This window comes from Roseibium album (genome assembly GCF_965233825.1).
GTDB lineage: Bacteria > Pseudomonadota > Alphaproteobacteria > Rhizobiales > Stappiaceae > Roseibium > Roseibium album.
On sequence record NZ_OZ247583.1, the window covers coordinates 5,411,428 to 5,428,932 of the forward strand.

The 17,505-nt window shown below is 56.6% G+C and carries 17 protein-coding genes; 14 read left to right on the forward strand and 3 right to left on the reverse strand.

Features of this window, described 5'->3' with window-relative positions; all coding sequences use genetic code 11:
- Positions 1-81 precede the first annotated feature (81 nt).
- The 6 genes from ACO6TI_RS24875 (at position 82) to ACO6TI_RS24900 (ending at position 5,832) form a co-directional block, all read left to right on the forward strand.
- On the forward strand, positions 82-576 hold the full coding sequence (locus tag ACO6TI_RS24875; RefSeq protein WP_108873838.1) for a hypothetical protein: 495 nt from the start codon (positions 82-84) through the stop codon (positions 574-576).
- A 161-nt stretch (positions 577-737) separates the two neighbouring features.
- Complete coding sequence (locus tag ACO6TI_RS24880) at positions 738-1,676, forward strand: hypothetical protein (RefSeq protein ID WP_422383579.1); 939 nt, start codon at positions 738-740, stop codon at positions 1,674-1,676.
- Positions 1,673-2,554 (forward strand): HesA/MoeB/ThiF family protein, encoded by an 882-nt coding sequence (locus ACO6TI_RS24885; protein WP_108873836.1) that lies wholly within the window; start codon positions 1,673-1,675, stop codon positions 2,552-2,554. Before ACO6TI_RS24880 ends, ACO6TI_RS24885 begins: the two co-directional genes overlap by 4 nt.
- Positions 2,547-3,755, forward strand: a complete 1,209-nt coding sequence (locus ACO6TI_RS24890; RefSeq protein WP_196876934.1) for a hypothetical protein — start codon at positions 2,547-2,549, stop codon at positions 3,753-3,755. The genes ACO6TI_RS24885 and ACO6TI_RS24890 overlap by 8 nt, the downstream gene beginning before the upstream one ends.
- Entirely contained in the window at positions 3,752-4,861 is a 1,110-nt protein-coding gene (locus ACO6TI_RS24895; protein WP_422383580.1) for a GNAT family N-acetyltransferase, read from the forward strand. Before ACO6TI_RS24890 ends, ACO6TI_RS24895 begins: the two co-directional genes overlap by 4 nt.
- Entirely contained in the window at positions 4,858-5,832 is a 975-nt protein-coding gene (locus tag ACO6TI_RS24900; protein ID WP_422383581.1) for a hypothetical protein, read from the forward strand. Before ACO6TI_RS24895 ends, ACO6TI_RS24900 begins: the two co-directional genes overlap by 4 nt.
- Here the strand turns inward: ACO6TI_RS24900 and ACO6TI_RS24905 are convergent.
- Both ACO6TI_RS24905 and ACO6TI_RS24910 read right to left on the reverse strand, forming a co-directional pair.
- Positions 5,819-7,483 (reverse strand): hypothetical protein, encoded by a 1,665-nt coding sequence (locus tag ACO6TI_RS24905; RefSeq protein ID WP_422383582.1) that lies wholly within the window; start codon positions 7,481-7,483, stop codon positions 5,819-5,821. The two genes, ACO6TI_RS24900 and ACO6TI_RS24905, sit on opposite strands and share 14 nt — an antisense overlap.
- A gap of 534 nt (positions 7,484-8,017) precedes the next feature.
- Positions 8,018-8,446: a VOC family protein gene (locus ACO6TI_RS24910; RefSeq protein ID WP_422383583.1), complete on the reverse strand. Its 429-nt coding sequence runs from the start codon at positions 8,444-8,446 to the stop codon at positions 8,018-8,020.
- A gap of 123 nt (positions 8,447-8,569) precedes the next feature.
- Between ACO6TI_RS24910 and ACO6TI_RS24915 the strand changes: the two genes are divergently transcribed.
- Entirely contained in the window at positions 8,570-9,163 is a 594-nt protein-coding gene (locus ACO6TI_RS24915) for a TetR/AcrR family transcriptional regulator (protein WP_422383584.1), read from the forward strand.
- A gap of 298 nt (positions 9,164-9,461) precedes the next feature.
- The gene (locus ACO6TI_RS24920) at positions 9,462-10,172 is read left to right on the forward strand and encodes a DUF1287 domain-containing protein (RefSeq protein WP_422383585.1); all 711 of its coding nucleotides are present in this window, start codon (positions 9,462-9,464) and stop codon (positions 10,170-10,172) included.
- 395 nt (positions 10,173-10,567) lie between these two features.
- On the opposite strand, the gene ACO6TI_RS24925 is transcribed toward ACO6TI_RS24920, so the two are convergent.
- A complete protein-coding gene (locus ACO6TI_RS24925) occupies positions 10,568-11,416 on the reverse strand; it encodes a helix-turn-helix domain-containing protein (protein WP_055116489.1) in 849 nt (282 codons plus the stop codon).
- Positions 11,417-11,556: 140 nt separating this feature from the next.
- Between ACO6TI_RS24925 and ACO6TI_RS24930 the strand changes: the two genes are divergently transcribed.
- The 6 genes from ACO6TI_RS24930 to ACO6TI_RS24955 are packed head-to-tail and all read left to right on the forward strand — an operon-like array spanning position 11,557 to position 17,484.
- A complete protein-coding gene (locus ACO6TI_RS24930; protein WP_422385332.1) occupies positions 11,557-13,029 on the forward strand; it encodes an NAD-dependent succinate-semialdehyde dehydrogenase in 1,473 nt (490 codons plus the stop codon).
- Positions 13,026-13,343: an NIPSNAP family protein gene (locus ACO6TI_RS24935; protein WP_422383586.1), complete on the forward strand. Its 318-nt coding sequence runs from the start codon at positions 13,026-13,028 to the stop codon at positions 13,341-13,343. The genes ACO6TI_RS24930 and ACO6TI_RS24935 overlap by 4 nt, the downstream gene beginning before the upstream one ends.
- Before the next feature lie 19 nt (positions 13,344-13,362).
- Entirely contained in the window at positions 13,363-13,992 is a 630-nt protein-coding gene (locus tag ACO6TI_RS24940; protein ID WP_055116495.1) for a hypothetical protein, read from the forward strand.
- Between the two features lie 5 nt (positions 13,993-13,997).
- Positions 13,998-15,683, forward strand: a complete 1,686-nt coding sequence (locus ACO6TI_RS24945; RefSeq protein WP_422385333.1) for a thiamine pyrophosphate-binding protein — start codon at positions 13,998-14,000, stop codon at positions 15,681-15,683.
- Between the two features lie 28 nt (positions 15,684-15,711).
- A complete protein-coding gene (locus ACO6TI_RS24950) occupies positions 15,712-16,464 on the forward strand; it encodes an SDR family NAD(P)-dependent oxidoreductase (protein WP_281929748.1) in 753 nt (250 codons plus the stop codon).
- Between the two features lie 30 nt (positions 16,465-16,494).
- A complete protein-coding gene (locus ACO6TI_RS24955) occupies positions 16,495-17,484 on the forward strand; it encodes a TRAP transporter substrate-binding protein (protein ID WP_055116499.1) in 990 nt (329 codons plus the stop codon).
- Positions 17,485-17,505 lie beyond the last annotated feature (21 nt).

Here is a 17,505-nt window from a genome sequence, read left to right on the forward strand (position 1 = left end):
TTGTTGTGTCTGAGGTTGGACCTGGACTAAAACACGGTAAATACCGGACCTTTGAAACCCCTTTGGACTGTGGACCACCCGATGCGACATACAGTAATCTTCAGCATTTGCGCCCTAACCCTTGCTGCATGCCAGTCCGGTTCGAACCGGTCGGCCTCTCTCGGTGATCAGCCGAGACTGGATGTTCCCGCAGGGGCCCAGAGCGTGAATATTGCGGCGGACCCGGTTACCGTTCGCAGTGCCCTGGTCTCCAGCGCAAAGGAAAGAGGAACGGTGGTGCTGCAGGATCAGCCCAACATGATTGTTCTGGAACGTCCGATGGCCGGCGAGAACCCCGCTCTGGATTCAGAATTCGGACCTTCCGACAACGGCGACAGGGTGATCCGTATCCGTGTGCGTTTCACCGGAAACCAGTGCCAGACCCTCGCGGTACAGGATCTTGCCGTCATCAACAACGTTCGCACCGCGCTGGAACAGAGTTTCGTCCTGCCGGGCAATCCAAACACGATGCAAAGCCTTCAGGGCCTCAAGTCGAGAGCCGAACAGAGTAGTTCGTGCCCGCGTGTCGCTTCCTGACAATCCGGCTGAACACACGGCAGTTCTTGGCATCTTCATTGAATTTTCAGATCTTGCGGTCCATCTGACTGAAGGTGCAACTGGTCCCGGTACTATGGTAACGGGATAACAGGCTTGCCTGAGCGTTTCGCGACGTACTGGGCAGCCATGAGAGATTGCTGATGAGGCTGATCGCCAAAGCTGTCAGTAAGGACTATCTCGATGTGTCGTTCCAGAGCGGCACCAATACCGTTGAAATCGTCGAACGTCCGGGCCGCTGGATGACCGCTGACCGTCTGGAGAAGCTCCGGTCGGACCTGACCGGGATCGCAACGGCAACACTTGAAACCGGGGCACTCGACTACGGAGTGTTGTCAGGCAACCGGGAGCGCCTGGAAAATGCGATCGTAACGCTGGTAAGGCGAACAAGCGACGGCAAACCCGTTGCATTCAATGCACTTTCATTGATGGACTGCAATCAGTCAGCCTCAAGGTGCCGGATAATTCACCTTGGTCTGGTCATGATAGATCCGCAGGAACGTCAGAAGGGGCTTTCCTGGATCCTCTACGGACTGACGTGTCTCCTGCTCTTCATACGTGGTGGCTTGCGGCCGCTTTATGTCTCCAATGTCACGCAGGTCCCGGCAGTGGTCGGCATGGTTTGCGAGACGTTTTCCGAAGTGTGCCCAAGCCCAGAAGAACCGGAACCGAGTGACTTCCGAAAAATCCTGATTGCGCGCGAAATCATGCAGAACCATCGTCATGTGTTTGGCGTGGGCGCTGACGCGGATTTCGACGAAAAGCGATTTGTCATTCGCAATGCCTATACCGGTGGATCTGACGACCTGAAAAAAACGATCGAACAAACCACCAGGCATCGTGACGAAAAATACAACACCTGGTGTCGAAACGAACTCAACTACGATCGTGGAGACGATGTCTTGCAGATTGGTCTGATCGATCTGGCAGCAGCTCAGCGGTACGTAGCGCGCGCGGTTCCCAGAGGATCTTTGATGCAGCTGGCGGCGCTGGGCACTTTGGTATTTGCGCGGCGTGTATTTCTTCCCGCGGCGCACTGGTTCAATTCAGAAAAAGACTACGGTCTACTGCGGGCACGATGACATTCACCTACTCGGAATTCACCACACGGAACATCGGATTTGTCACCGAAGCCGAACAGCAGATGTTGAAACAGGCCTGCGTATTCGTGTGCGGGACAGGCGGAATGGGTGGAGCTGCGATCCAGTCGATCATTCGGGCAGGTGTCGGTAACCTCATCCTCGCGGACCTTGACTCCTTCGAGACGTCAAACCTCAACCGCCAGGTCTTCGCCAATCTCGATCACCTGGACCGGGACAAGGCCGAAGCAACAAGGGCCCAGTGCCTCAACATCAATCCCGATGCCAATATCGACGTCTACGACCAGACCTGGACTCAAAGCGCCACCGAGCTTGTCTCGAAGGCTGACGTGGTCATCAACGGTACCGATGATCTTGCAGCCACGCTCCTGCTCTATCGCACGTCACGAGAACTTGGCCGTGCCGTCATAGATGCTTACGCTTCCCCGCTGCCGTCGATCTATGTAACCCGTCCCGGAAGACCGATGCCGGAGGAGCGTCTTGGTTATCCGACAATCGGAACCGACTGGAATGCGCTTACGAAAGACCAGTGCGATGCTTCTTTCTTCGCTGAAGCCGTCTATGTCATGCTGAACTCTTCATCCAGGCACCATATCGATCTGGATCTTGCAGCCGATGTCGCTGCCGGCAGGCGAAGCCGGATGTCATTTGCGCCCATGGTGATCAGCACGGGGACACTGATGGCGTATGAAACGCTGGGCCTGTTGCTTGGCAGGACGAGCAATACCGACGAGAACGGCTGGTTCCTCAACCCCTATACGGCCAGAATCGAACGTCCGCTCCCTCGCCTCCTGTCCGGAATGTTGAGGCCGTTCGTGCGGCGAAAGCTTACGGGCATGGTTGAGGCAGCCGATGGATGAATCGCAACTGGTTACAGACCTCACGGTCACCCTGTCCGCCGTCGTCGGTCTGTTGGTTGTTCGCTGGCAGATCGATCCGGCCAGTGGTGGTGTTGCCGGCAGGTTCCGTTTTGCGCTGCTTGTGGTCGCTGTCTTTTATTTCGTGCGCGCTGCCGACTGGCTGACAGACTTCGGTCTTTTCAGAACGGCAACCTTCGTTGCGGCGGCCGTCATACCGTTCGCCGCGTTATTGCTGACGGAGGGTTTCCTGCGCCGTCACGCACCCCGTTTCGTGAAACTGGTCGTTGCCGCCGGAATGATAGCCACGGGGTGCGCCGCGGTGCTTTTACCCGGCTCAGTCGCGTCCTCTCCAGGTTTTCTGCTTCTCCTGGCCGCGTACCAGTTGATGTCCTTCACCTTGATATTCGTGATGCTTCTGACGCGAGACAGATCCAGCCTGACTGCAACTGAAAATACGGCGATCAACAGATTTGCCATTGCGATCCCGATCGTGATGATCCTGCTGTTGTCGGACTACGACCTGCTGCCACCGGAAAACCTGCCCTATCTGTCCGGACTTGGGGCGCTGACGATCGCCTGGGTCACCGTGACGCTGGAAGCCAGGATAGCCAGTGCCGCACGCGTGTTTTCTGCTGTCGCTTCGATTGCCTTCATAGGCTGCCTTGCAGCCTGGCTTGTCAAACTGCAGACGGGTCTGTCTCCCGAAGAGACACTTGAGACTTCGGCGATTGTCGTTTCGCTTATGCTTGTCCTGGTCCTCGGCCTTTCGTCCGCAGCCATTCGCCGCGACCGCCGTCAAACATCCCTCCTTGCCGCCATGCGACATGCAAAACGTCTCGACGACTACCTGGCCGCTCTCGACAACAACGGCTTGACGGCCGGTTATACAATTCTGCGAACAAACGAGCTTCAGGACTATGACGGCGATCTAATGGTGCAGGTGCTTAAACCGACGGGATCCCATAACATGTCCGATCTTCCGAAAAACCGCTCGCTGGACACGGCAGCACAAAGCCAGATCAGGGAATTGATCGCGCGCACCGGTGGAAACGAGGTTTTGCTCGTGGCAGAAGAACCGCTGATGGTCGCAGTCGGGTCCCCTGCCGGTTTTTCAGCAACTTCAAGCAGCAGCCTGCGCTCCGCTTTCGGCTTTGCACGGGTGATCGCGGAACGCGACATGGTCCGGAGGGGAACCTCATGACAATCCGTATCGAGACCGGCAATTTCGACGCCTTCTTCCAAGCACCCTTCAATGCCTATGGACCCGACAGTCTTTATGTGTCTCCTCTACGCGCGGATCTCCTTCGCTTCGTCTCACACGACAAGAACCCGTTGTTTTCCGGTCCTGACGACATTTCGATCTTCACAGCCTTTCAAGGCGAAAAACCCGTCGGCCGCCTCACTGCACATGTCCACAACGCGTCCAACAAGAAGTTCGACTGGCGGCGCGCCTATTTCGGCTTTTTCGATTGTACAGATGACGGGGACGCAGCCAGCGCCCTGCTGGCCGCTGCCGAAACCTGGGCACACACCCGCGGGTTGGACGAAATTGTCGGAAACATCAACCTGACAGCGATGCAGCAGATTGGTGTCGTTACGGACGGGTTCGAAAACGCACCTTACACGGACCAGGTCTGGAACCCTCCCCACATACCCCGGCTATTGGAAGAAAACGGATATGCGCGTGACTTTCCAATGGCAACTTTCGAAGTTGATCTGACGTCGTGCGCACCTCCGGCAATCGGACCGAAACAACAGCAGGTACTTGACGATCCGGACTATGCTTTTGCCCGAATTTCACGCTGGAATGTCCGCGAACGTATGGAACAGGCGCGGCTCCTGCTGAACTCGGCCTTTGCGCAAAATCCGATGTTCGTCCCGGTCAGTGCCGACGAATACAGTTTTCAGGCCAAGGATATGGTCTGGATAATAGACCCGCGTATTTCCGCACTCCTGACTTACAAAGGCGACCCGGTGGCGACCATCTTGTGCATCCCGGATCTCAACCCATTTCTGAAAAAGATCCAGTCCCGTCCAGGGCTCACGATGCCGTGGCATTTTCTCCGGCACAGGTTTGCCAACAAGCGCGCCGTGCTGATCTATTCAGCGGTCCGCGCGGACATGCAGGGCAAGGGCATCAATCCCGTTGTTCTGCGGCATGTGATCCTGGCGATGAAGAAGGCCGGTTACAAGACACTCGGCAACACCTGGATCGCTGACGTCAACGCCGCGAGCCTGGCCCAGAAGACGAAGGCCGGTGCACACATGCTTCACCGCGCGCACCTCTACCGGAAGGCGCTGACGTGACCCCCGAATTTCTAGAAAAGATCGCGGCGGAAGCCAATCTCGCTCCCTCGGCGCACAACACCCAGCCGACCCGCTGGGCGATGGACGGTCAAAAAACCATTGTTTTGTCCCTCGACCCCGCCCGCCTGCTCCCTGTGGGTGACCCGGAAAACAAGGATGCACGATTGAGTGGCGGTGCCGCACTTTACGGAACGATGCTTGCCCTTGCCCGCCATGGCCACGGCGTGTCGGGCTGGGAAATTTCTGACGACGTCGCCCGCCTCGCCATCGCCGGCCCACCCGGACCTGTCCAACCGATCGAAACCCTGAAAAGACGGACCACGTTCCGCGCAGGGTTTGCACAGGCCAGCCCGGAGCTGCGCAAGTCACTCAGTGGCATGTGTGCCGGCCGTTCCGACACGGCGCTCACGCAGGACGCGCACAGGATTGCGATGCTCTCGGAATTGAACGACCAGGCAAGCCTCGCAGTTATGCGATCTCCGTCATTTCGTAAGGAGTTGGTGGACTGGATGCGGCTTCGCGCTTCGGACCCGCGCTGGGCCCTTGATGGTCTTTCCGCTGAATCTCTGGCGTTGTCAGGCCTCGAAGCGCGTGTGGCAGGAATTGCGCTTGGACGTCCGGTGTTTGAAATTCTCGACCGGCTTGGGTTCGGCAAGGCGATCGTTTCAGAACACGGCAAAACCGTCACGGCTACCGGGCTCGTCGCCTTTCACCGTCCGGCAGAAGAAGATCGCTGGACAAGCGGCGGCAAATTCTATGAATTCTGGCTCGCGTTGACCGCCGCCGGATTCGCGGCCTGGCCCATGGCCGTCCTCGCCGACGATCCCACGGCACGGCGGGAGGTGATGAAACTGTTTGAGCTCGCCGAGGAGCGCGAACTGATTACGGTCTTGCGTGTCGGACCCCACCCTGGAAACAGGCAGCCGGAAAAAGCCAGACTGCCAGCCGACCAACTCGTCACAAAAGCTTGAGATATTCCAGAAGTGCCGCCTTGTCGTCCTCGGACAGGGAAGAGAACGGACGCTCGTGACCCTCGTTCCCCAGGCCATACTGACTGACGTCGATTTCTGCCGAAAGTGCCCAGGGTTCATAATCAGGCGGCGGCATCCAGCCTCCTTTCTTATCTTCCGATCCGCGGAGCCCCACCAGTGTCATGTCAAGCGCATGGCCGCCGACGACAAAACGTTCGGGCCGCTTGTCCGGACGCATGAGGTGCCACAGTGTCGGAACACTGCCGTTGTGAAGATAGGGAGCGCTGGCCCAGATACCGGTCAGCGGCGGCGCCGCGTAGGTGCCGGTGCTTCTTGCACTGATATAGCGTCCGAAATGACCGGAATTGACGGCGGCAGCGACGTTTTCACCGGTCAATTCCAGACGGCGCCGATCGGTTCCGATATCTCCCTGCCAGTTTGGAAATGCGACCAACTCCGGTTTGGTGAGATCCTGGTTGTATACGCCGTGGCATTGACTGCAGTTGTCGGCATAAACAGACCGTCCATCGGTCAGAAGATGTCGGTTGATCTTTCCAGGAAATCTCTGCGGCTCATAGTCTCCAAGCCAACGCAGTACCGCTTCAGCATCCGCAATATGGGCCTCGGCTACTTCAGCGCTTACCCCCATACTCGGAACCGTGAAATAGGCGACGATGGATGCCATTTCCTTCAGATGGTTTTCATCGAGATCCTTCGGAACGGTTTCCGAGAGGGGATCAACGCCCGGCGGCACGTAGGAGCCGGTGTTGAGGAAGCTGCGCCGCCAGAGCCTCCCACCAAGCTCGGGAACCGAATTGAAGACGCTCTTGTCGACAACGGTACCCTCGGGAATAAGCCCCAGCCGGTTGCGCAATGCATCGAGACCGTTTGTTGCACCGGGTAACCCGGCCACGAACGGAACAAGTCGACCAATAGTCCTGTTCCTTTCGTCCATTTCCTGTTGAAGCATTGGCAATATCGCGAAACGAAGCGTTTGCCGTTCACTCCAGCCTGTCTCCGGAAACAGGATCTCGACAGCCTCAAACAGCTTTGCATCGTCATGTCCGTAAGTCCGGAACGCTGCGTAGAGCGCAGCGGTATAGGCTTCCAGATTGATCGAACTGTTTGGCATGCCCAACCAGATTCTTGTCGTATCCGGTGTGCCGTCTTCCCGGTAGGTCACGCCCGAATGACAGGCCGCGCAACCGGTGTTTCCAATGGTCACGGCAATCGGCAGGAGTGTATGCTTCGCAAGACCGGTATTGATCCCGACCGGTTTCGAGAGATCCGGCCTGGCAAGTGTCGGCGGCCAGTTGGCGATCTGCGTCGGACTGTGAAATCCGAACCTGCGATAGATTGCGGCAATATCAATTTGCTTCAATGCTGCAACATCGCCGGCGGTTTCCTGGAGCGCCAACGCTGAAACTGCAAGTTTCCAGGGTGCCGCCGACGTTCGCAGCGTGTCCGAACTCAGACCGCCGAAGTCGCCGAAACCGAACAGAGCAATACCCTCTTCTGTCCCGGACATCGCGCCGGTTTCAAACCGTGTCAGCGACGCCGATGATGTTTTGAGTTTCGTGGGATCACTGATCCAGACAAAAACTGCCAAGGCAATGAGCATCAGCAACAAAGCTGTCCCAATTCGCTTCATGTGCCCCTCATCATCCAATCCAAAGCGTGTCCTGCCTCTGCCGGTTGGCCGCACTTCATGTGGCCATTTGGTTCAGGATTGCAATTTCCGGCAGCGCTGTCCCGAACTTGAAACCGACCGCGTCGCCACAAGCGAAGGTTGATCAGACAGCAAGATAAGTAAACATTTTCAGAAACTTGAGACGTTTTACTTCTGCGCAGGAACATCCATCTTTATATACGAAAGCCGATTTGCTGCCTCGAACATTGGGTTTCTTTCTTCCCCAGGCAAATGCCGCGTCGAGTTGGTTTCGTCTGAATTGCCTGAAACGCCAGGATGAAACAATCGCGGTATCAGGTACCCGGCATGTAACGGATCGCCGACAGCTTCACAGGGCTGCGCATTGCACCTGCGGCCGGCGGCTGTTCCTGCAGTCGCGCGCATGTTCCGATCCACAGATGTTCCAAAACTGGGAACCGGATTGCCGAAAGCGGCAATCCGGGAGAAGACTTGAGTGTCTCGCTGCCGAAAAAAACGTTCTTCCGCTTCAGTCGGTCACGCCGGGACCGCGTCCGGCGAATACTGCGCGAGAAACTCAGCGCTAGGCGGAATGGGCGTGATCACGTCGATCAGGACACCATTTGGATCCTGCGTGATGAAATGGCGCTGGCCGAAAGGTTCGTCCTTCAAGGCCAGAAGAATGGGTAACCCCTTTTCCTTGAGCCGGTCGTATATCGGGTCCACGTTTTCGACTTCAAAATTCAACAGCAAGCCTCTTGTGCAATTGCCGCGTCCCCGCTCTGGAATGGTCGGGTGATCCTTGTCGAGAATGGCCAGGTTGATTTTCTCGTCATCTTCCGACTGCAGGTGAATGTACCAGTCCGCCTCAAAGGCTGCCTTGAATTTGAAATGATCGCGGTAAAACCGGGCCGTCCCGGCAACATCGTCTGTCATCAGAACCGGGTAGTACTGGGTGGCTTTCATGGCGTTTCTCCCTTTGTTCGTGAGTCGCTTTCAAATCCCGGCATTGGAACGCCGGGGCTTTTCAGGCGCTCTAAAAAGACATACAGTTTGTATGTAACTCGAATTAACATACAGGCTGCATGTATGCAAGATGCAAAACCACGCCGAAAACAGGCCGAGCGCAGGGCAGAGACCAGACGCGCCCTTCTGGACGCCGCCAGGAAACTGATCGTTGCCAAGGGCTACGCCGAGACAGGAACGCCGGAAATCGTGAAATATGCGGACGTGACGAGAGGTGCGCTCTATCACCACTTTTCCGACAAGGCAGACTTGATGCGCGCGCTTGTGCACCAGGAGGCAGCCGCCGTTGCATCGGAAATCAACGCGGATACGAGTACGGATCAATCCCCGCTTGATGCATTCATGGCAGGAGCAAAGGCCTATTTTTCGGCAATGTCGGCGCCGGGCCGGGCAAGGATCCTGCTGTTGGAAGGGCCCGCAGTGCTTGGTCTGGGCGAAATGGCTGAAATAGACCGGGAAACCGGCGGCGCAACCCTGCTCGAGGGGCTTCGCCACGCAGCTGCCCAGGGTGCCATAGGAGACATTCCTCTGGAGCCGCTTGCAGACCTGCTCTCATCAGCGTTTGACCGGGCGGCTTTGGCGATTGCAAACGGAGAAGACAGCGAGGCCTACGAACAGGCAACCAAGAAATTGCTGGCAGGAATTTTGAAAGCATGAGGAAACCTGGCCCTCGCTTCGCTCACATCGAGCCTAGATGCCATGTCAGCAAGACTTGCAATGCCGTTTCTGCTGTTTCAAGTAACGTTTCTCCTTTGACGTCTCCATCGGCGACTTTATTGCTTGGGTGGCAATGCAAAAACTGAACGGGTCATACGCCTGAATGGTCCGGATCGAAGGAGCCGGAACAACTTATTTCGTCAGAAAGCTTCGCCTGAGAAACAAAACCGGCCCCTGCCCCATTCCTGACTCAGAATCCGCATATTCAGGTCAGCGGGCGAGAAACTATGGATGGCGGATGAAGCGACGCGAATTTCTGATCGGGGCAGGTATTGCCGCAGGCAGCGGCCTGACTGCAGCTGCGATGATACCCGGCAAACTCGAAGCCGGATTGCAACTTGCACAAAACGCGATTGAAAATCACGACGAGCCACTGGTCAGGATTACTTTTCAACGGGATCTTCAGCAGGCCGAGCCCTGGGCGGAAAAACTGATAACAGCCGCCGAAGACCAGATCGGGGTAACGCTGATCTACGACCCGGCTTATGTTGGACTGGGTTTTCCCAATGGTGACCTGCCGCGCGAACGTGGCGTTTGCACCGACGTCATCGTCCGGGCCTATCGCGATGCCTTCGGTTTCGATCTTCAAAAAGAGGTCAATCGCGATATGAAATCGCACTTCAGGGCCTATCCGAAGATATGGGGCCTCAGGCGACCGGATCGGAACATCGATCACAGACGGGTCCCGAACCTGCAGACCTTTTTCAAAAGACAGGACGCAGCGCTCCCGGTCAGCAACGGCGCGTCAGACTATCTGCCCGGAGACGTTGTCTCGCAGATGTTGCCTGGCAACCTGCCGCATATTGCTATCGTCTCGCACTACCGCTCACAGGATGGCAATCGTCCGCTTGTCATACACAACATCGGTGCCGGTACCCGCCTGGAAGACAGGTTGCTCGAATTCCCGATCACCGGCCGTTACCGTTTCAAGCCGGGTGTCAGCAGCTGAGTCTCACTCTGATTTCCATATTAGGTGTGCCATCTGGTCGTCCGGCAGCTAAAATCCGCGGTCAACGAAGGCGCTGCCAGATAGTACGCGCGAATAGGCTGACAACGAACCCCGCGCGTCCATTGGTCTTGATGACAGCTTCCCGTCCTCAAATTGATCATTCAACTGCTGAGGTTCGAACACAGATCCGCACATTCATTGCTTGACGAGCGAACGATCGGGTTTTGGACAACTCAGCCGTTCTTGTTGTTCAACGCAATTGCCACTCTTAGAGCATTCGGCGTTTTGCCCCGATGAAACCACTGATTTGAAAACTTGAGACAAAGCGACAAGACTGCGCGCAAATCAGTGATTGCGCTGCATGTCCAGTCAGTCTGGATCTTGTCGGAAAGGCATTACCTCAAGACGCGTCCGATTTCGATATGCCCCATTCGAAAGCTGTTCGGCGACACGCCCGTTTTGGATTTGAAGAACCTTGTGAAATGCCCTTGAGCAGAAAACCCCAACAGTTCAGATATTTCCGCAATCGTAATGGCAGGGTCACTAAGAAGGTGCGATGCGCGTTCGCAGCACAGGGTATCCAGATAAGTTCGTGGCGACAGGCCAGTGCATTGGCGAAAGCGTGCATAAAACTGTGACCGCGACAATCCCACATCCCGTGCTACATCGTTCAGGTCCAGTTCCTTGGAAGGTTCCTGGCGAAATGCCTTTACCGCTCTTCGAATTCGGTGGTCGCTTACAAACAGGCAGTTTGTGCTCTGCTCCGACACAGCGTCGGTTTTCGAACATTGGAGTACTGACCAGACCAGGTCACGAAGCAATGTGTCGAACTGCTCTTCATCGCTATGCATGTCCATCATCTGATCCGCAAGTTTCACGGCCTGCTCCTGCAAGCGGGAACTGACTGTCGCCGTTGATTTCGCGAAAGGAAGGTTCTTGAAGCCGGCAAGTATCTGATTGCCGTTCTCACCGAACCACAGCGTGTCGATGTAGAGCGCCAAGAGAACCGTCGGCTCTACACCCGTAGACCGCTGATTGGAATGAACGACCCAGGGATTGACCAGCACCATTTGGGTATCGGTTAGCCGCGCGCCTTTACCGTCGACGCTGTAGACCGTGTCGGGCCCTGTAAGTTTGATGAGCGCATGAACCTGGGAATGGGCGTGATCCAGAACCGGCTCCGTTGCGGACAGCAAGGCGACGCGCCCAAACGCTCCTACAGCGATCCCAAGTGCGTCAGCCACGGCATCCCTTCGGCATTTGCCTCAATTAATCGGACAAAAAGGTAAATAGCACGAAACCGTGGCAAAGACCACTGAGCAGGAGCGTGCCATCCTGAGGTCAATGAAATCGTGCTTCGCCACCAGCAAAGACAGGGAAAGTTATCTTGGCCCAATTGCCTGATTTTTTGAAAACCGAGAGTTATGTAGGTGGACAGTGGGTCAAGGCTGAATCAGGTGAACGCCTTGAAGTCAATGACCCTGCAACCGGCGAGACATTGGCAACGGTGCCGCGGATGGGCGCGGTGGAAACAACTCATGCGATTGCCGAGGCACAAAAGGCGTTTGAAGGTTGGAGCAACAGGACGGCGGCTGACAGGGCAACTGTACTTCTTGCCTGGGCTGCTGCGATGCGATCCAATGCAGCAGCGCTTGCAAGTCTGCTGACGCTCGAACAGGGCAAGCCATTCAGTGAATCTCTGGTTGAAATCGAGTATGCGGCCAGCTTCTTTAGCTGGTTTGCCGAAGAAGGCCGCAGACTTTACGGAGATATCATCCCCCCGCACCGTGCCGACGCGCGCATACTGGTCACCCGAAATGCACTCGGCGTTGTTGGTGGAATAACACCCTGGAATTTTCCGTCGGCAATGGTGACGCGTAAAGCAGCACCCGCATTGGCCGCCGGCAACTGCTTGGTGCTGAAACCGGCCGAAGCGACACCGCTATCGGCGCTTGCAATCGCCGCGTTGGCCGAACAGTCAGGTGTCCCTGCCGGCGTATTCAATGTTGTCACCGGTGGCCGGGAGGAAGCGCCGCATATCGGCAGGGCGTTGATCGACAGCCCGCTCGTGCGCAAGATCGGGTTCACCGGGTCGACGGCCGTCGGCAAACAGTTGATGCGCGACTGCGCAGGCGATTTGACAAAGGTGAGCCTCGAACTGGGTGGCAACGCTGCATTCATTGTATTCGATGATGCCGATATTGATGCGGCTCTCGACGGCGCACAAATCTGCAAGTTCCGCAATTCCGGTCAGACCTGCATCGCGGCAAACCGCATCTACGTTCAAGAAAGTATTCACGACAGATTTGTAGAGACTCTGTGTGAAAGGGCTCAACAGATCCAGGTGGGTCATGGCCTCGAACGAGGCGTGAGCCAGGGCCCCTTGATCGACCACCGTGGATTGGAAAAGGTGGAACGCCTGGTCGCGGATGCGACGGGTAAAGGGGCAAAAATCTGCATTGGTGGTCAGCGACATGCGGTTGGCGGAACATTTTATCAGCCGACGGTCATGACAGGTGTCACACCCGCAATGGATATCGCTCACGAAGAGGTTTTTGGTCCGGTTGCAACGATCACAAGCTTTCGCAAGGAACAGGACGCGATCGATATGGCGAACAACACGCCATACGGCCTGGCCGGATACTTTTACAGCCGTGATGTAGGACGAATTTTCCGCGTAGCAGATGCCCTCAAAACGGGCATTGTCGGTGTCAACACCGGGCTGATTTCCACCGAGGTCGCGCCTTTCGGCGGTGTGAAGGAAAGCGGCATCGGACGAGAAGGGTCTAAATACGGCATCGAAGACTGGACCGAGCTGAAATACATCTGCCTGGCCGGGCTGGGAGCTGCGTCATGATCGTCGAAGAGCGCATCTACACCCTGCACGTTGGAAAGGTTCCTGAATATCTGAAGCTTTACGAAGCTGAGGGTCTGGCCGTTCAGACCCGGATACTGGGAAATCTTCTCGGATACTACCAGGTCGAATTCGGACCCCAGAACCAGATCGTGCACATGTGGTCCTATGCCGATTTTGCTGATCGTCAGACCCGTCGCAAGGAACTGGTCCGCGATCCCGAATGGACAAGTTACATCAAGAAAATCCGGCCGTTGGTCAGGCATCAGGAAAACAAGCTGCTGCTGCCTGCACCGTTCATGCAGACACGAGACTAGCGTTCGAGGGAAAGCCACGATGGAATTGCACTTGTTTGAAGACAATCTCTCGAACGGTCAAACCGTTGCGTTCGGCAACACATGCTCAAGGGCGATCTATGTGACCGCCGGTGAAGTCACGGTCGAAGGCAACAGCTATGGCCTTGATGAGGGGTTCGTTGCCAGCGGGCCGGTTACACTGGTCGCGGGAACGGAAGGCGCATCGCTTTGGCGTTGGGACCTTTCCGATGCGCCACCTACCGCCCGTCCCCAGCACACGACGAAAAAACTTTCCGGCGAAGTCCCGGCGCAATTGGCAAGGGCAGGCAATTTTCTGCGGCTTGACAGCGTAACATTTCCACCTTCGGGCACGGCGCTGCTGCACACTCATCAAGGTCCGGGTATCCGCTGTCTGCGCGAGGGAGGCATCAGGATTGACACCGGTGGCAAGTCGACCTCCTTCGGACCTGGCGGCGCCTGGTTTGAAAGCGGCCCTCTTCCCGTATTTGCTCAGGCTGATCACGCAATCCAGAGCCGATTCATCCGGGCGATGATTCTGCCTGACGAGTTGCGCGGAAAATCCTCCATTCACTACGAAAATGAAGAAGATCGGACAAAACCCAAGTCCCAAAGCTATCGCAATTTCGGTGAAACAGGACTGTTGCTGTGAACAAGATGCTCCAGACAAGGTCGCTTACCGGAGCACAATGTCTTGTGGACTGTCTGCTTCAACAAGAAGTTGACCAGTGTTTTCTGGTTCCCGGCGAAAGCTACCTGGCCGTGCTCGATGCACTGACCGATGCCCCTCAAATCGACATCACCGTTTGCCGTCAGGAAGGCGGCGCGGCAATGATGGCCGAAGCATTCGGGAAACTGACAGGCCGGCCCGGCATCTGCATGGTCACACGGGGACCGGGCGCAACCAACGCAAGTGCCGGGCTGCACATTGCCCGTCAGGATGCGACGCCGATGATCATGTTCGTAGGACAAGTTGCGCGAGACATGCGCGAACGCGAAGCATTTCAGGAAATCGACTATCGCCGGATGTTCGGCCAGGTTGCCAAATGGGTCGCGGAAGTGGACAGCCCCCACAGAATTGCCGAGATGGTATCGCGCGCCTTTCACGTTGCCATGTCCGGACGCCCCGGACCGGTGGTTCTGGCGCTTCCCGAAGACATGTTGGTCGAGACAACGGATGTGATCCCGCCGAAATTGGCTGTTGCCCGACCAGCCAAAGCTGCTCCGATCGATACAGACGTCCAGAACACTCTCAACGCACTGGTGACAGCCTCAAACCCGATGATCATTGTCGGAGGGGGAGCATGGTCGGAGAGCGCGCGGCAGAACCTTCAGAACTTCGCAGCCAAATGGGATGTTCCGGTTGCCGCTTCGTTTCGATGTCAGGATTTTTTCGACAATGCACACCCCTGCTACGCAGGCGATGCCGGCATCGGGATCAACCCGGGTCTTGCCGCACGGATAAGCGCGGCCGACGTTCTGGTCCTGCTGGGCACTCGGTTCAGCGAGATGGAATCCGGCGGCTACCGACTTGTCAATATTCCCAAACCTGCTCAAAAACTCATCCACGTTTACCCGGATCCGGAAGAGATCGGGCGGGTTTACGCGCCCGACATAGGCATTGCCGCACCTGCAGCAGAAACTATCGCGGTACTGAACAACCAGGCCCCTCCAGTGGAGGGATCACCTGAAAGGCGAGCCCATGTCGCGCATTGCAATGCCGACTATCGCGCATGGTCGACGCTGCCCGTGGGTCGTGGGAAACTGGCCATGGCCGATGTCATGCATCACCTGAAAAACGTTCTGCCGGATGATGCCATCGTAACCAATGGTGCCGGAAACTACACCGTATGGGTGCATCGATACCTGAAGTATCGCCAATACCGAACCCAACTCGCACCGATCTCCGGGTCGATGGGATATGGACTGCCCGCCGCCGTGGCTGCTGCCAGAGCCCATCCAGGACGGCAGGTCGTGTGCTTCGCAGGTGACGGATGTTTCTTGATGCACGGACAGGAATTGGCAACCGCCGTGAAGTATCGCGCCAATCTGAAAGTGATCGTCGTCAACAATGGAATGTACGGTACGATCCGCATGCACCAGGAACGGAGCTATCCGGGCCGGGTCAGCGCGACGGATCTGGTTAACCCCGATTTTGCAATGTTGGCAAAGTCCTACGGGTGTCACGGCGAAACAGTGACGCGCACTGAACAGTTTGCGGCAGCTTGGGAGCGTGCTTGTGACTATCCCGGGCCAAGCCTGATTGAGCTTCAGGTAGATCCTGAACTGATCACTCCGACACAAACCATCGAAGACTTGCGGCGCGCCTCGCCAGGCCAGTAAACGCCTCAAGTCTTACGGGAGAAGAGCAATGGATGAAAAGAAGGTTGTCATCGTGACCGGTGGAGCCATGGGTATTGGACGCGCCATCGCCGACCGGTTTGCCAGGGATGGTTCTGCCGTCGTGATTGCCGATGTTTCGGGAGCGAGTGAAGCGGCTGCGGAAATCTCGGCAACAGGCGCAGCCGCGATAGGTGTCTTTTGTGACATATCCGATCCGGCTTCATGCAACGAGATGGTCGCTGAAGCCCTGAAAGCCTTCGGACAGATCGACACGCTGGTGAACAATGCCGGTCTCTATTCCACACTGAAGCTTACGGAATTCACCGACATATCGCCTGAAGAATGGCAACGGGTGTTGAACGTCAATGTTATGGGTCAGGCGTTTGTTACTGCCGCGGTGTTGCCGGCGATGAAGGCACAGGGCGCTGGAGTGATTGTCAACATGTCTTCGGGCACCCCCTTCAAGGGTGTGCCCTACCTGCTGCACTACGTCGCCAGCAAAGGCGCGATCAACGCCATGACCAAGGCCTTGGCCAAGGAGCTTGGTGCAGACGGTATTCGCGTCAATGGTGTCGCTCCTGGCTTTACCATGTCCGACGGTGTCAAGGCGAACCCGGATCAGATCACAAAACTTCAAGAAATCTCGCAAAAGGCACGGGTAATTGCGCGCGACCAACTGCCTGAAGACGTCGTTGGTGCTGTGGCGTTTCTCGCTTCGCAGGACTCCGCCTTCATGACCGGCCAGACGCTGGTCGTCGATGGCGGAGCATATTTTCACTGACAAGAACCAAACCAAAAGGGGAGAAATCAAATGGACCGTCGTACCTTTCTGAAGACCACTTCACTGACAGCCGCAATGCTTGCCGCACCGGGCATCGCCAGCGCTGCCGCGGAAAAAACACTCCGCATCGGCACGATCACGCCTGGCAGCCACTTCTGGACACAGACCATGGACCGGGTCGGGGCGTCGATGGCGGAAAAGAGCGGCGGCAAGTTCGACACTCAGGTATTCCCGTCGGGCCAGCTGGGCAACGAGGCAACCATGATCCAGCAGCTCCAGTCCGGTGGTTTGGACATGGGCTTCCTGACGGTGGCGGAGTTCTCAAACCGTCTTGATGACATGGCAGCCCTATTCACACCTTATCTGGTGCAAAATGTCAGCCAGGCGTCCAAGCTGCTGACCGGTCCCACGGCAACGGGAATGCTAGAACAGTATTCAACATTGGGCATGAAGGGTCTTGGTTTCGGACTGGGTGGAATGCGTCACCTGATATCGCGCGAGCCGGGATTGTCGTCGGCTGATCTGGCCGGACGCAAGTATCGCATCACGCCATTTGCACCGCTGCGGGACTTCTATGAGCTGATGGATGTAGCCCCCACACCGGTGCCCCTACCCGGTCTGTTTGATGCGCTCGCAAATGGCCAGGTCGACGGCGCTGATATCGATCTGGAGTTGGCCTGGAAGCTCAAGCTTTATGACCAGGCGCCCAATCTGACGATCACAAGCCAGATGATGTTCCCGGTGGTTGCCGTGGTTTCCGGCCGGTATTGGGCTGCTCTGAGCGACGACGAAAAGCAGATGCTGTCGCAATCTGTCTCCGAGCAGATCGATTGGCTCTTCGCCCAATATGTCGAGTTCGAGCCGAAATGGCTGAATGATCTCAAAGGTACCGGGATCAATGTTGTCGATGCAGAGCCTGGTTTCTTCGGGGACACGATTTCCGAATGGAAGAGTATCTGGGAACCAAAGGCACCGTCCATCGCAGCATTGCAAAAGGAAGCAAAGATGCTTGCGGGTTAAGTCAGACGCCCACGTTCAGGC